Source organism: Methylobacillus rhizosphaerae (genome assembly GCF_900187985.1).
Lineage (GTDB): Bacteria > Pseudomonadota > Gammaproteobacteria > Burkholderiales > Methylophilaceae > Methylobacillus > Methylobacillus rhizosphaerae.
The window spans coordinates 393,957-409,668 of the sequence record NZ_FZOA01000001.1 but is presented as its reverse complement, the minus strand read 5'-3'; the positions used below and the strand labels follow the sequence as shown (position 1 = coordinate 409,668).

14 protein-coding genes are annotated in these 15,712 nt (G+C 51.4%); 4 read left to right on the top strand and 10 right to left on the bottom strand.

Annotated features, from left to right (window positions below):
• Positions 1 to 9 precede the first annotated feature (9 nt).
• On the top strand, positions 10 to 810 hold the full coding sequence (gene folE2 / locus CHB59_RS02010) for a GTP cyclohydrolase FolE2 (protein WP_089374540.1): 801 nt from the start codon (positions 10 to 12) through the stop codon (positions 808 to 810).
• A gap of 82 nt (positions 811 to 892) precedes the next feature.
• Here folE2 and CHB59_RS02005 read toward each other — a convergent pair whose 3' ends face one another.
• From CHB59_RS02005 to CHB59_RS01995, 3 genes are all read right to left on the bottom strand, one after another.
• Entirely contained in the window at positions 893 to 2,047 is a 1,155-nt protein-coding gene (locus tag CHB59_RS02005; RefSeq protein WP_089374539.1) for an MFS transporter, read from the bottom strand.
• A gap of 65 nt (positions 2,048 to 2,112) precedes the next feature.
• Positions 2,113 to 3,198: a chorismate synthase gene (gene aroC / locus CHB59_RS02000; protein ID WP_089374538.1), complete on the bottom strand. Its 1,086-nt coding sequence runs from the start codon at positions 3,196 to 3,198 to the stop codon at positions 2,113 to 2,115.
• A 69-nt stretch (positions 3,199 to 3,267) separates the two neighbouring features.
• Positions 3,268 to 3,798 (bottom strand): rRNA large subunit pseudouridine synthase E, encoded by a 531-nt coding sequence (locus CHB59_RS01995; protein ID WP_089374619.1) that lies wholly within the window; start codon positions 3,796 to 3,798, stop codon positions 3,268 to 3,270.
• Positions 3,799 to 3,856: 58 nt separating this feature from the next.
• On the opposite strand from CHB59_RS01995, the gene icd reads away from it, so the two are divergent.
• A complete protein-coding gene (icd, locus tag CHB59_RS01990) occupies positions 3,857 to 5,095 on the top strand; it encodes an NADP-dependent isocitrate dehydrogenase (RefSeq protein WP_089374537.1) in 1,239 nt (412 codons plus the stop codon).
• Positions 5,096 to 5,204: 109 nt separating this feature from the next.
• On the opposite strand, the gene CHB59_RS01985 is transcribed toward icd, so the two are convergent.
• From CHB59_RS01985 to CHB59_RS01955, 7 genes are all read right to left on the bottom strand, one after another.
• The gene (locus CHB59_RS01985) at positions 5,205 to 5,408 is read right to left on the bottom strand and encodes a cold-shock protein (protein ID WP_089374536.1); all 204 of its coding nucleotides are present in this window, start codon (positions 5,406 to 5,408) and stop codon (positions 5,205 to 5,207) included.
• Between the two features lie 235 nt (positions 5,409 to 5,643).
• A complete protein-coding gene (locus CHB59_RS01980; RefSeq protein ID WP_089374535.1) occupies positions 5,644 to 6,375 on the bottom strand; it encodes a DsbC family protein in 732 nt (243 codons plus the stop codon).
• A gap of 19 nt (positions 6,376 to 6,394) precedes the next feature.
• A complete protein-coding gene (locus tag CHB59_RS01975; protein ID WP_179212032.1) occupies positions 6,395 to 7,561 on the bottom strand; it encodes an FAD-dependent monooxygenase in 1,167 nt (388 codons plus the stop codon).
• 11 nt (positions 7,562 to 7,572) lie between these two features.
• Positions 7,573 to 8,751, bottom strand: a complete 1,179-nt coding sequence (locus CHB59_RS01970; RefSeq protein WP_089374533.1) for an FAD-dependent oxidoreductase — start codon at positions 8,749 to 8,751, stop codon at positions 7,573 to 7,575.
• A complete protein-coding gene (pepP, locus tag CHB59_RS01965; RefSeq protein WP_281251999.1) occupies positions 8,744 to 10,054 on the bottom strand; it encodes a Xaa-Pro aminopeptidase in 1,311 nt (436 codons plus the stop codon). The genes CHB59_RS01970 and pepP overlap by 8 nt, the downstream gene beginning before the upstream one ends.
• A gap of 43 nt (positions 10,055 to 10,097) precedes the next feature.
• The gene (gene murU / locus CHB59_RS01960; protein ID WP_218816189.1) at positions 10,098 to 10,760 is read right to left on the bottom strand and encodes an N-acetylmuramate alpha-1-phosphate uridylyltransferase MurU; all 663 of its coding nucleotides are present in this window, start codon (positions 10,758 to 10,760) and stop codon (positions 10,098 to 10,100) included.
• Between the two features lie 21 nt (positions 10,761 to 10,781).
• Positions 10,782 to 11,777 (bottom strand): aminoglycoside phosphotransferase family protein, encoded by a 996-nt coding sequence (locus tag CHB59_RS01955; protein ID WP_089374617.1) that lies wholly within the window; start codon positions 11,775 to 11,777, stop codon positions 10,782 to 10,784.
• A 198-nt stretch (positions 11,778 to 11,975) separates the two neighbouring features.
• On the opposite strand from CHB59_RS01955, the gene CHB59_RS01950 reads away from it, so the two are divergent.
• Both CHB59_RS01950 and CHB59_RS01945 read left to right on the top strand, forming a co-directional pair.
• On the top strand, positions 11,976 to 14,384 hold the full coding sequence (locus CHB59_RS01950) for an LPS-assembly protein LptD (protein ID WP_089374531.1): 2,409 nt from the start codon (positions 11,976 to 11,978) through the stop codon (positions 14,382 to 14,384).
• Between the two features lie 6 nt (positions 14,385 to 14,390).
• Positions 14,391 to 15,707, top strand: coding sequence for a peptidylprolyl isomerase (locus tag CHB59_RS01945; protein WP_089374530.1), 1,317 nt, complete (start codon positions 14,391 to 14,393; stop codon positions 15,705 to 15,707).
• The last annotated feature ends 5 nt before the right edge of the window (positions 15,708 to 15,712 follow it).

The following is a 15,712-nucleotide window of genomic DNA, read 5'->3' as shown; positions in this document are numbered from 1 at the left end:
AGGATCGCCATGAACCAACCTTCCATCCCCCCCATTGAAGATGTGCAGAATACTCCGGATACCCGGCAACTTGCCATTGATAAGGTGGGGATCAAATCCATCCGCCACCCGGTCAAGGTCAAGGACAAGACTGGTGGTGTTCAGCATACTGTAGCTAATTTCAACATGTATGTGTTCCTGCCGCACAACTTCAAAGGCACCCACATGTCGCGCTTTGTTGAGATTCTCAACAACAATGAACGTGAAATTTCCGTGGAATCCTTCGAGAGCATCCTGCGTGCCATGGTAAAGCGCCTGGATGCGGAATCCGGTCACGTTGAAATGACTTTCCCCTACTTTGTGAACAAGACAGCCCCGGTGTCAGGCGTGCAAAGCCTGTCTGATTATGAAGTCACTTTTATCGGTGAAGTCAACCAAGGCAAATATGACATTACCGTCAAGGTAGTCGTGCCGGTCACCAGTTTGTGCCCCTGTTCCAAGAAGATTTCAGATTACGGCGCTCATAATCAGCGTTCACATGTCACAGTGACAGCGCTGATCAACGATTTCATCTGGGTGGAAGATATCATCCGTCTTGTTGAAGACCAGGCTTCCTGTGAAGTATTCGGCCTGCTGAAGCGCCCTGACGAAAAATATGTCACCGAGCGCGCCTATGACAATCCGAAATTCGTGGAAGATATCGTGCGTGATGTGGCAGCACAATTGAATAAAGAACCCAAGATTGTGACCTATACCGTGGAATCCGAAAATTTCGAATCCATCCACAATCACTCTGCCTATGCCTTGATTGAGAAGGACAAGCGCAAGTAAGCCAGCGTCACAGCAGCAAACAGGAACGGCAGCTTTCAGCTGCCGTTTTTTTCATCCTGACTACGCAGATTTATCCGCTGTCTCAATCCTCATTCTCACGCATCATCAGCATGAAGACGATAAACCCCAGCATGGCACAACATGCCGCCGCAGTGAATGTCCAGCTGGGCCCGACCCGCTCCCAGGCAAAGCCACTCAACATAGCGCCCAATGTACCGCCTACGCCGTAGGAAATACTGGTATACAGTCCCTGCCCCTTGGATTGATGTTTTCCCTTGAAATAACGGTGCGTCAAGGCAACCGCGGCAGCGTGATAAGAACCAAAGGTCGCAGCATGCAGCACTTGCGCCAGCACAATCAGCCACCAGACATCCACGGCCCAGCCGATAACAAAAAATCGCACAAAAGCCAGAAACAGACTGGCCAGCATGATGCGCCGCAAACCAAATTGCGCAGCCAGCCTGGGCATGGTGAGAAATACCATGACTTCACATGCTACGCCCACTCCCCATAACCAGCCGACGATATCCTTGCTGTACCCATGATCGACCAGGTAAATCGAATAAAAAGTGTAATAAACCCCATGGGCAGCAGACATGGAAAAACATGCCACCATCAGGGCGATGACTTCACGCCTGCGTAATATGGCCCACCATGATTTATCGCTGTTTTCGTGGTGCGGGGCAACTGCGGGATCAGACAGGCGCCATGACAACAGCCAAACCGCCAGCAGCAACCCCAGGATCACCCATAATAGGGCATGCATGCCCATGTATTGCAAGGCATATCCCAGGCCGATCACGGCAACAATGAATCCAATGGAGCCCCATAAGCGGATATGCCCATAACGATCAAAGCGCTTCTCGCCGAGATGACCGAGCGTCACTGCTTCAATCAGGGGTAAAGAAGCGCTCCAGAAGAAACTCAGGGTCAGCATGATGGCAAACAGCCAATAAAACCCGGTACCAAAAAACACGCCGGCATAGGCAAAAAGGCTGGCGGCAGCGAGAAAACGGATAATAGGCACGCGGTATCCACGATGATCCGCCACCCATCCCCACAGACTGGGGGAGAAGCTACGCGCAATCTGGAACAGCGACATCAGCACGGCAATCTGGAAGGCACTGAATGCCAGTGACTGGAGATATAGTGTCCAGAATGGAGTAAATGCGCCTACAAAGCCAAAGTAGGCAAAATAAAAGCCGGATAGACGCCAGTAAGGCAACGGGACTTGCATAGATACTTTATCCGACACACATCAGGCGGTCGTCACGGCCTGACATCCATTTCCACCCTGTGTTTTCAGATCTTGATGGTATCTACAGAGACATCCGCATTCTGTGCACGATGACGCAAGGCATGATCCATGAGCACCAAAGCCATCATGGCCTCCACGATAGGAGTAGCGCGTACACCAACACAAGGGTCATGGCGACCTGTCGTCTGCATCTCCATCGGCTTGCCCTGTTTATCTATGGAATGTCGTAATTGCGGAATACTGGAAGTAGGCTTGAATGCCACATGCGCCACGATATCCTGGCCGCTCGAAATACCCCCGAGGATACCGCCAGCATGATTACTGGAAAAACCGTCTGGCGTCAGCTCATCCCCATGCAATGAACCACGTTGCGCCACACTGGCGAAACCATCACCGATTTCCACGCCCTTGGCGGCATTGATACCCATCATGGCATGAGCAATGTCTGCATCCAGCCGGTCATACACAGGTTCACCCCAGCCTACCGGCACGCCTTGGGCCACCACGGTAATCCGCGCGCCGACAGAATCACGCTCGTTGCGGATCTGGTCGAGATAGGCTTCAAGCTCAGGCACAATGCCAGCGTCAGGCGAGAAAAACGCATTCTGGTTCACGGCATCCCAGGAACTGAAAGGAATCTGGATTTCTCCCATCTGGCTCATATAACCACGGACCGTGATGCCATAGCGCTGTTGGAGCCACTTCTTCGCAATGGCACCCGCCGCGACACGCACTGCAGTTTCGCGTGCGCTGGAACGGCCACCACCACGATAATCACGGATACCGTATTTCTGCCAATAAGTGTAGTCAGCGTGACCTGGACGGAAAGTCTCGGCGATTTTGCCATAGTCCTGACTGCGCTGATCCTGGTTGCGGATCAACAATCCGATTGGCGTACCTGTGGTTTTACCCTCAAATACACCCGACAGGATTTCCACGGTATCCGGCTCCTTGCGCTGCGTCACATGTCGCGAAGTCCCGGGTTTACGCCTGTCCAGCTCCAACTGGATGTCTTCTGCCGAAATTTCCAGTCCGGGCGGGCAACCATCAATTACGCCTCCAATGGCAGGGCCATGAGACTCACCAAAAGAAGTCAGGGTAAACAACGTGCCTATAGTATTGCCGGACATGGGTATCTTTACGGTATCAATGTGAACAAGAATGCGAGTTTAACATATCCAGCAGCATGATTTGGCAGGCTAAATACGCTTCCAATCCCCAGGCGCCAGATCATCAATCGTATGCGGCCCGACAGCATAGCGAATCAAGCGCAAGGTTGGAAAACCAATATGGGCTGTCATTCTACGTACCTGGCGGTTTTTCCCTTCGCTGATGATCACTTCCAGCCAAGTAGTAGGAATGGCTTTGCGCTCACGGATGGGAGGGTTGCGTGACCACAAACCGGCAGGCTCCTCAATGCGTCGAACCCTGGCTGGCTGGGTCACAAAATCCCCAAGATTCACCCCCTGGCGCAAGGGTTCCAATGCATCATCATCAGGATCACCCTCCACCTGCACCCAATAAGTTTTGCTTTCTTTATGCTTAGGGTGCGACAAGCGGTGTTGCAGTCTGCCATCATCGGTTAAAATAAGCAGACCTTCACTGTCAGTATCAAGCCGCCCGGCGGCATAAACCCCAGGCATGGCAATATAATCCTTCAAAGTTGCATGCTTTTCATGCGGACTGAACTGGCAGATTACACCGTAGGGCTTATTGAATAAAATCAGCATCTTGGTCTCTTGCAATGATTACGCCTGTATCACCAGCGTTTGAATAGGATAGTTCTGAATGTCTACAAAAATTAAAGTACCAGCCAAAGGCGAAAAAATCAGCGTCAATGCTGATAATACCCTTAACGTCCCTGATCACCCGATTATCCCATTTATCGAAGGTGATGGTATCGGTATCGATATCACCCCTCCCATGCGCCATGTTGTCGACAGCGCCGTTGCCAAGGCCTATGCCGGCAAACGCTCAATCGCCTGGATGGAAGTCTATGCTGGTGAAAAAGCCGTCCAGGTTTATGGCGACAATACCTGGTTACCTGACGAAACCCTCAAGGCCGTCAAGGATTATGTCATTTCCATCAAAGGCCCGTTGACCACCCCTGTCGGCGGCGGCATCCGCTCACTGAATGTCACCCTGCGCCAGGAGCTGGATCTGTATGTCTGCTTGCGCCCGATTCAATATTTCCAAGGTGTTCCCAGCCCAGTCAAGCATCCGGAAAAAACCGACATGGTCATCTTCCGTGAAAATACCGAAGATATTTATGCCGGTATCGAATGGGCTGCTGGTACTGACGAAGTGAAAAAGGTAGTGGATTTCCTCAGCGACATGGGAGTACGCAAGAAAATCCGCTTCCCTGAAGCTTCCGCCATCGGCATCAAGCCAGTCTCGATCGACGGCAGCAAACGCCTGGTACGCAAGGCAATTCAATACGCCATCGACAACAACCGCAAGTCCGTGACCATTGCCCACAAGGGCAATATCATGAAATTCACCGAAGGCGGATTCAAGAACTGGGGCTACGAAGTAGCCAAGGAAGAATTCGGCGCTGTGGAGATTGACGGTGGACCATGGTGCAAGCTGCCTAACGGCATCATCATCAAGGACTGCATCGCCGATGCTTTCCTGCAGGAAATCCTGCTGCACCCTGCGGATTACGATGTAGTGGCTACACTGAACCTGAATGGCGATTATATTTCAGATGCACTGGCAGCCCAGGTTGGCGGAATCGGTATTGCCCCAGGTGCCAATATCTCGGATACCGTTGCCATGTTCGAAGCCACGCATGGTACAGCACCCAAAATTGCCGGGAAAGACATTGCCAATCCGAGCTCATTGATCCTGTCTGCAGAAATGATGCTGCGCCATTTGGGATGGACTGAAGCTGCGGACTTGGTGCTTAACGGTGTCGCCAAGGCGATTCAGGAAAAACGCGTCACTCACGACTTTTCATCACAAATGGAAGGCGCTACCCAAGTAGGTAGTGCGGCGTTTGGGGATGAAATCGTCAAACATATGTGATATCAAATGCTTGCCTGATCTGAGAACGCCAGGCAAGCGAAATTAAAAAGGCCGGAATAAATCCGGCCTTTTTAATTTTGAAGACTTATACAGTCATCAGTAAGCTAGCTTAGGCCTTCTGGATATTAGAGGCCTGCTTGCCCTTAGGTCCTTCGGTAACATCAAATGCTACGCGTTGACCTTCCTTCAGACTCTTGTAGCCAGCTTCTACAATTGCGGAGAAGTGAGCGAACAAATCGTCGCCACCATCATCCGGAGTAATGAAACCAAAACCCTTGGAATCATTAAACCACTTTACGGTACCTGTTGCCATTTCAATACTTCCTTGCTTATATCTAAGGGGAGGCGACCCCAAAAGTTTGTACTTCAAGAATTTAAGTCGGTAGTTGCCGGCTACAATGCACTCGAATTCCAAACGCCTTTATGCGTTTTACTTGGGTTGTAAAAATAAGTCAAGTGGTTTTAGATGATAATCATTATTTTTAGTTCACAGGCTGACAAAAATAATATTCTAGCCACATCAATGCATAGGCGGACGTAGTGACAGCCTACTTCTTGCCATTGCTGCCACTCGCAGCTGATGTCATTGCTTTTTCGATATCCTTGGCAGGATAAGCCCCCAGCATGCGCTTGCCATCGGCAAAAACCAAGGTGGGTGTGCTGGTGATATTCAGCTTACTTCCCAGTTCGGCAATTTTTTCTATCGGGGTATCACAAGTCCCCTGTGCCTTGGGCAACTGACCATTAAATATCCAGTCATTCCAGGCCTTGGCCCGGTCAGGTGCACACCAAATTGCACGAGACTTGTTTGCTGCATCCGGGTGTAGTTTTTCCAGCGGGAACAAGAATGTATAAATCGTTACATCCGTGATATTGGCCAGTTCCTTTTGCTCCAGGCGCTTGCAATACGGACAGTCAGGATCAGAAAACACCACCAGCTTACGGCTGCCGTTGCCCTTGACTACCTTGACCGCCTGATCCAGAGGCAGGGCAGCAAAGTCTACCTTGGTCAATTCATCCAGGCGCTCCCCAGTAACATCGCGTTTGGTTTTGGAGTCAACCAGGCGTCCCTCTGCAATCAAAAAACTGAATTTCTCATCTGTATAGACAATCTGTCCATCCAGGAATACCTCATACAATCCGGCGTAAGGTGTTTTAACCACACTATCAATCTTGACTTTGGGATAAACCGCTTCAATGGCTTTCTTGACACTCGCCTCATCTGCATACGCATTGACTGCAAAAACAGCAGCAATAGTTGCAATCCATTTCTTTACCATAAAATTATTCTTTCCAGATTCAAATAATAGCTTGTTGTATCAACTTCTTTTTCAATGCTGGCATACTGTTCAAGCACTGTACACCCTGATTACGTACCATTCCGAGCCAGGCAGCAGGATGGGCATACAAATGCGCCAATCCATGTGTCAATAACTGCATCGACAACATATCTGCCTTGCGAGCGCGCTCATACCGTCGTAATACCATCAGGTCGCCTGGACGGCGTCTTGACTGCGAAACACCAAGAGTCTCGGCAAGTGCCTGCACATCGCGGAATCCCAGATTCACACCCTGCCCTGCCAGCGGATGCACCTGGTGTGCCGCATCGCCAACCAGGGCCAAGCCTGGCTTGACGATGGCATCCGGCACCTGCATCGCCAGTGGAAAAGCCTGAGCAGGCGTTATCAGTTGCAGCTCTCCCAAGTGATGCTGCCCAGCGGCAGCCACCTCTTGAGCTAATGCTGTATTATCAAGCGAGAGCAGGCGCTGAGCCTGCGCATTATCGACAGACCATACCATGGAAATCTGTTGTTGTGGCAAAGGCAACCATGCCAGTACATTTTCACCATGAAACCATTGAAAAGCATGTGATAGATGCGGCCGCTCACAGGAAAAATTCGCCACAACCCCCATCTGTGCATAGTCATGCCGCTTTAACGTAATATCTGCCTGCGCACGCAGCCAGGAAGAACTTCCGTCTGCGCCGATCAGTAAGGATGCACCATAACAATCGCCATCCGCGGTCAATACCTTATTCGTGCCTACCCGCCAGTGTACTTGTGTCGTTTTCAGCCCATTCAACAGTGGCACATCCAGCATCTCCATCCTGGCAAGCAAGGCCTGCTGCAAACGATTACCTTCAACAATCCAGCTCAGGCTGGCAAGGTTGGCAGCATAAGCGTCCAGTTCCAGGACATGACCCTGATCACTCCAGACATGCATGCTGTCCACCGCACAGATGCGCCCGGCATCCAGCACCTGCCAGACGCCTAACCGGGTCAGCCACTCAACGTTACCTGGACTGACTGCATAGATACGGCTGTCCCATTCTGGACTCAAGGTAGCAGCATCCATATTGCCGCGCTCAAGTATGGCAACACGATAGCCTTGCAATTTCAAGGCGATCGCTGCCGCGACTCCCACAAGTCCAGCTCCCAGCACCAAAACATCAAATTCGTATTTCATACCAGCCATGGCTACCCTTTGGGACCAAAACTCATCTTGCCAACCAACCGTTTCTTGGCGAATGGCACGATATCCAACAGCCCCAGGCCCAATGCCCGAACTTTGCGTAATCCCACAATATCATTGGAAAATACATTGACTAGGAAATCAGTGAACATCAACCCACCTCGCGTATCTGCCTTGCGAGCTGCCTGATATGTCCTGAGCATACCGTCCCCACCCCAATCAGCAACAGGTGTGGCCGCCAGCAACTGTGCCAGCTCCCAGGCATCGCGCATGCCCACATTAAACCCCTGGCCAGCAACGGGGTGCATGGTTTGTGCTGCATTGCCAATCACGGCAAGATGGGGAGCTGTTACTGGCTTCAGATAAGAAAGTTTAAGCGGGAAACTCAAACGCTTCCCTATTTCCAGGAATCGACCGAGACGGTCCCCAAAATGTGTATGCAATGCTTCAAGGAACTGCTCATCATCCAGCGCCAGCAGAGTCTGTACTTCTTCTGTTTTGCCAGTCCAGACCAGAGAAAAATCCCTTTCTCCGTTTGGTAATAAGGCGACCGGGCCTGCAGGAGTAAAGCGCTCATAGGCAATATTGCCATGTGGCAATTCGCACTTCACTTTGCTGACCAGCGCATCATGTCCGTACTGCTTGGTTTCGCGCTGCAAGCCAGGGATATCCGCAAGGCTACGTCCGCCATCCGCTAGCACCGCCATACGACTTCGGCAGGCATGCACCTCATCCTGGTATCGATATTCGACATGTGCAGCCTCATTGCCAGGTCTGATCGCCAGCGCCTCGGCCTCGTAATGCACATGGATATCCGGGAATTGCTGCAACGCACGATCCAGGGCTGCCGATAGATCACCATAGGCTAATACATAGCCCAACGCAGACTGCCCATGCTCCTCAGCCTTGAGCAAACTGCGTCCCAGGCTGCCTCGCTGTGACACATGGATCGTCTTGATCGCCGTTGCCTTGGGTTCGAGCTCGGACCACAGCCCGAGTTTTTCCAGAATCAGGATACTGCCATAAGACAGCGCCAAGGCACGCTGATCGTGATGTGCAGCACCTTTTGCACGTGCTTCCAGCATGGTGACATTGTAGCCTTTATACTGCAGCGCCAGTGCCAGCGTAGCACCCACTGGGCCGCCACCGACAATCAGAATGTCATGTTCAAGCGCTTCACTCATGACCAGTCGCCATCCATGTTTCGACTTCCTGTACTGTCTTCGGTGTTGCCGCTGTCATGATTTCACATCCCGTTGCAGTAACCACTGCATCATCCTCGATCCGGATACCGATATTCCAGAAGTGTTCTGGCACATTATCTGACGGGCGGATATAACATCCCGGCTCGACTGTCAGCACCATGCCTGGCTGCAGTAAACACCACTCCCCATTCGCTTGCTTGTATTCACCAGCATCATGCACATCCAGCCCCAGCCAGTGCCCAGTGCGATGCATATAGAAACGGCGATAATCGCCGGACTCCAGCACTGCATCCACGGAGCCATGGCACAAACCCAGATCAATTAGCCCTCGCGCCAGCACCTTTAACGCTGCTTCATGTGGTGCGTTCCAATGCTGCCCTGGCTTCACTTGCTCAATCGCAGCATCCTGCATTGCCAGTACCAGTTCGTAAATATCCTTCTGCACTGCGCTGAACTTGCCATTAACAGGAAAGGTGCGCGTGATGTCAGCGGCATAACCTTCCAGCTCACATCCAGCATCAATCAACAACAAGTCACCATCCTTGAGCCTGTCCTGATTGCTAACGTAATGCAGAACGCAGGCATTGCCTCCACCAGCAACAATAGAAGTATAGGCAGGCGCGCGACTGCCGCAACGATAGAATTCATGCAGGATTTCTGCCTCAATTTCATATTCCATCATGCCTGGCCTGGTCATTCTCATGGCTCGCTTGTGGGCCGCCACGGTGATATCGGCCGCCTTGCGCATCACATCCAGCTCATATGGCGTCTTGATCAGGCGCATGGCATCAAGCAATCGTCGCACATCCACTATCATGCCAGGAGCTGCGATGCCACTGCGAGCCTGGCTGGTCAGCTGCTTCAACCATTCCCCCAGTCGTTGATCCCATGCAGACTCGGCACCCAGGCTGAAAAACAGTTGCGGTTGGTTGGCAAGATATTCCCCTATGCGCTGGTCAAGCTCAGTGATGCTGTAAGCCTCATCAAACCCAAACACCTCCCGCGCACCTTCAGGCCCATGACGGAAACCATCCCAGATTTCCCGCTCGAGGTCCTTGTCCCGGCAGAAAAGAATAGATTTTGGTGATTCACCGGCAAGCAGTACAACCACCGCCTCAGGCTCATCAAAACCCGTCAGGTAATAAAAATAGCTGTCGGCGCGATAGGGAAAATGACTATCGCGATTGCGCACAACCTCAGGGGCTGTCGGAATCAGGGCAACACCTTGCCCCATTTTCTGCATCAACGCTTGCCTACGCGCCCGGAATTCTTCAACTTGCACTTTCAGTGTGCTCCTTTACTTTCAATACCATGCTTAGTGGCTGCTATTTTGCACGTAATTCTTGGTCCAAACGCTGTAAGCGCTCAGGCGTGCCGATATCATGCCAGATGCCTGCGTGATGACAGGCTGCAGCCTGGCCTCGCATGACAGCCTCGTGCAATAAAGGTGCCAATTTTGCCACCTCTCCTGGCAGCACTCCATGAAACAAGGTTGGGTCATACACCGCAATACCGGAAAACGTCAGCCGCTGCATCCCATCCAGCAGCAACTTCCCACTATCCAATGCAAAATCGCCGTGTGCATGCTGTGGTGGGTTATCCACTAATACCAGGTAAGCCAACTGGTCAGGTTGCAAACAATCGCGCAAGCCGCCGAAATCCACATCACAGAACACATCACCGTTCACCACAAGGAACGGGGCATCTCCCAGCAAGGATAATGCATTCACGATACCGCCCGCCGTCTCCAGCGCTGACGACTCTGGCGAATACCGGATAGCGATGCCCCATTGGCTGCCATCGCCGAGCACATCCTCTATCTGCTGCCCCAGGTGCGCATGGTTGATCACGACTTCCTTGAACCCCGCTGCAGCCAGCCGCTCAAGATGCCAGACGATCAGCGGCTTTCCACCAACCGGTAACAAGGGTTTAGGCGTGACATCAGTGAGTGGCCGCATCCGTTCACCGCGACCAGCAGCCAGGATCATGGCTTTCACAGCAAATCTCCTTTAAAAAGTGTAGCCGAATTGTGGATCGCGCTTCTCCAGCTCATCAAACAATCTCAATAAAGGCCGCAGCTCGCCATAGCGACCACAAACTTGACGTACATAACTCACGAAGCGTGGCGTATCAGCCAGATACCTGGGTTTGCCATCCCGGTAGTTGATACGCGCGAATATACCCAGAACCTTGAGATGTCGCTGCAAGCCCATCCACTCCACATCACGGTAAAAATCACCAAAATCTGCATGGACAGGTAAACCGGCCTTACGGGCCTTTTCCCAATAACGAATCACACCATCCAGCACACGCTCTTCTTCCCAGCTGATGAACGCATCCTTGAACAGGGAGGCAACATCGTAACTAATCGGGCCATATACCGCATCCTGAAAATCCAGTATACCGGGAGATGGGGTACTCACCATGAGATTGCGCGGCATATAGTCTCGATGCACGTAAACGGATGGCTGTGCCAGATTATGCTTGATAATGACATTGAAGGCGCCTTCCAGCGTGTTGCGCTGGCTATCATCCAATTCAATATTCAGGTGGCGTGCCACATACCATTCCGGGAACAGATCAAGTTCACGACGCAATAATGCAGCATCATATTCCGGCAATATTCCTGGCTTGCTCACCAGCTGCCAGCTCACCAAGGCATCAATGGCGTCCCGAAATAGTCCATCAGCATTATCCTCATTCAGCACATCAAGAAACGTCTGTGAACCCAGATCAGTCAATAACAAGAATCCCTGCTCCAGCTCTTCTGCCATGATGCCAGGGACATTAAGACCTGCATCCCGCAACAAGGAAGCCACTTTAACAAATGGCCGACAATCCTCTTGCGGTGGAGGTGCATCCATAGCGATCAGTGTCGTGCCATCCTCAAGATGGACACGAAAATAGCGCCGGAAACTCGCATCCGCAGATGCGGTTGTCAAATGATATGGCTTGCCCTGCAGCGACTGGTGGAGCCAGTCATTCAATTGGTCTAAGCGTGACACGAACAATACACCCCATTAAGTACATAATGAAAAACCCGTTATAGAATCCAAGCCTGGAGATTCAAACTCTGTTTTAATTCAACCACAAAGCAAATTTGTTGATGATTTATGGATTGATTAAAATGGTAAATTATGCGATTTTATCACCCACAAAACAAACTCGCGCCTACTTAATAAAGCCGTTACCTCTGATTCATTGTGAAAATTCGTCCTATCACTTTCCTTACTGCGCTTGTTTGCCTGGGATTTGGTCATGCCCATGCCGAAACACCCTCAGACAAAGATCCTGGCAGCGCTCCATCCGAGAACCTGCCTGACCCTGACGCCATTGTCATTGAAGGGGACAAGATACAGGTTTATCTGGATCGCAAGCTCAAATCCATCGGCAATGCTTCTCTCACCCAAGATCAGCAGGAAGTGTATGGCGACACCATCGAATACGATGTACAGAACGAAGAGTTACACGTCATCGGCAACGTACGCCTTGAAACCAAGGGCGGTCGTATCAAAGGACCCGAGTTGCGCCTGAATCCGGCAGAAGGTACGGGCGAGATGAAGCAGCCTACCTTTGAACTGGACAACCAACTGGGTAGCCTGCCGCAATTTGGCATATCCGGTAATCAGCGTCAGGATAATGACAACCTGATGTACAACACCAATGCCACTCCGCTGACACAGCAGAACATTGAAGACAGCGGCTACTCCCCCGGACTCAGCCGCAGACAAGGTGCTTCACGTGGCGATGCCTCAGGCGTAGTGTTTGAGGGACCAGATCGGAAACGACTCAAGGATGCACGTTACACAACCTGTGAAGTCGGCTCAGACGACTGGTACATCAGGGCCAAGGAACTCGAACTGGATGATTACTCCAGGACCGGCACGGCGCGTAATGCGCGGGTAGAATTTCAAGGTGTACCTATTTTGTGGACACCATGGGTGAATTTTTCATTCATGAACCAGCGCAAGAGCGGATTCTTGGCGCCCACTTGGGGCACAACCAGCCGCAGCGGCTTTGAGTTCCTGATGCCGTTCTACTGGAATATCGCACCCGATATGGATGCCACCATAGGTACACGCTTCCTCAGTAAGCGCGGCATGCAATACCAGGGTGAATTCCGTTACCTGAACGAGGACTATCAGGGCACGGCCAATATTGAATATCTCCCGAGCGACACCAGCTCTGGTGAGAATCGCTACTACGCAAAGTTTGCCCATTTACACAATTTCCATAATGGCTGGACAGCCGCCTACAACCTGGAAAAAGTGTCAGACGAGAAATACTTCTCTGAAATGTCAACCCGCATCGTCACCACCAGTCGCGTTAATCTGCCACAACAGGCATATGTGAACTATGCTGATGAAAACTGGACGTTCAATGCGTTAGTACAAAAATTCCAGACCCTGGATGGTGTGAACTACCCATTGCAACGTCTGCCGCAGCTCACGCTGACCGGAGACAATGACTGGGGTCCGTTTGATGTAAAACTATTTACACAATGGGCTAATTTTGAACGTAATAATGACGCAATCCGTACGCAAAGCACGTTAAGCGGCGGTACGCTGGACACACTGGTTACCGGTAAGCGCCTGGTTGCCTACCCCAGCATCAGCCTGCCGATGTCACGCCCGTATGGCTACATCACCCCGAAACTGGGCGTGCATTACACCCAGTACCAGGTGGACAATGGCGACTTTACCGTCAGCGACAGCAATGGCAACATCACTTCGCAGGGAATCTATCAATCCCAGAGTCGCTCACTGCCCATTTTCAGCCTGGATAGCGGCTTGTATTTCGAGCGGGATACCCGTGTTGTCAACAATCGCTATACCCAGACACTGGAACCACGTCTCTATTACGTTTATATCCCTTACCGGGATCAATCACTCATTCCAGTGTTCGACTCTAGTAGTTCCGACCTGAACATGAACTCACTATTCCTCGAGAACCAATTCACGGGCCAGGACCGCATCAACAATGCCAACCAGCTAACGCTGGCCGTTACCAGCCGCCTGATCAGCAAAAAGACCGGTGAACAACGGCTGGCAATGACCATCGGCCAGCGCTATTACTTCGCAGATGAAAAAGTATATCTCCCAGGCGTCAACCCACGCTCTGGTGACACATCGGATATCGTCGGTGAAATTTCTGCACGCCTGCTCAACCACTGGAACCTGGATATATTCGGCCAGTACAATACCGACCGTAATGTCTATGTGCGCAACAACATCAATGCCCGCTACAACCCTGAACCGGGCAAAACACTCAATATCGGCTATCGCTACACCGAAGACCGCCTGGAGCAAATCAATATTTCCGGGCAATGGCCATTGGGAAAAGGTTGGTACGGCCTGGGACGCTGGAATTACTCCCTGCGTGAAAACATTCCAATTGAAGGCGTGGCCGGCCTTGAATATGATGCAGGTTGCTGGCAGGCCAGAACTGTTATGCAACGCGTTGCCACTGCCACGGCTGATGCCAACTATGCTCTTTACTTCCAACTGGAGTTGGGTGGCCTGGCCTCGATTGGCCAGAATCCACTGAAACTTCTTAACCGCGCCATTCCCGGCTATACTAGCTCAAGCCTGATTCCGGACTCCTATCAGTAATCGTTTATGCTTAATCATTTTTTGAACTCACTGGCCAAACAGGGCCTTATCGCTTTCCTGCTCCTCATCAGCATGCCATCCATTGCTGCAGACATAGTCAAAATGGATCGTATTGTCGCCGTTGTGGATCAGGGTATCATTACAGAAAAAGAACTGGCTGACCGGATTGAAACAGTCACCGCGCAACTGGAAAAACAAGGTACGCAGCTACCACCCCGGGATGTGCTGGAAAAACAGATTCTTGAACGTCTGATCAATGACAAGCTTCAGCTGCAATTTGCAGCACAAACCGGCTTGCGCGTCGATGATGCCCAGCTGGATAAAACCATTGAGCGGATTGCCGAACAGAACAACCTCAGCACTGGAGAGTTCCGCAAGGCACTGGAGGCAGAAGGTATCCCCTATCGCAAATTCCGGGAAGATATCCGCAATGAAATCATTCTTGCCCGCTTGCGGGAAAGAGAAGTCGATAACCGCATGAATGTCACGGAGTCGGAAATCGACAACTACCTGACGACGCAATCATCGCGCACTGATGCCCAGCAGGATGAGTTCGAAGTTGCCCACATCCTGGTGCGTGCTCCTGAAGAAGGTAGCCCCCAGGAACTGCAGAAACTCAAGGCAAAAGCTGAAACTGCATTGAAAGCATTACAGGATGGAGCAGATTTTGCTCAGATTTCTGCTGGCTATTCCGATGCGCCCAATGCACTGGAAGGTGGCGTTCTGGGCTGGAAAACACCTGCTCAGCTACCTTCACTGTTCACAGAAGCCCTACAGTCATTACAACCCGGGCAGATTTCCAGTGTATTGCGCAGCCCCAACGGTTACCACATACTCAAATTGCTCAACCGCCGTGGAGGCAACTCTCCATTGGTAGTCGATCAGACACATGTACGCCATATCCTGATCAAGTTAAGTGAAATCATCTCAGAACAGGAAGCCCAGCAAAAAATCAATTCCATCAAACAACGCCTGGATCATGGTGCAGATTTTGCCGAGCTTGCACGCCAATACTCGGAAGATGCCTCTGCCAACAATGGTGGAGATCTGGGCTGGACCAACCCGGGTGACACCGTGCCGCAATTCGAGCAGGTCATGAATGCGCTGCCGATCGACCAGATCAGTGATCCAGTCAGGTCGCCATTTGGATGGCACATCATTCAAGTACTGGAACGCCGACAACAGGATATGTCCAAAGAGTCTGCCCGCCTGAAAGCACGTCAGGAAATCCGTGCACGAAAAGCTGATGAAGGGTATCAGGACTGGATCAGTGAGCTGCGTGACCGTGCCTATGTGGAATATCGTCTGGAAGACAAATACTAGGCCGA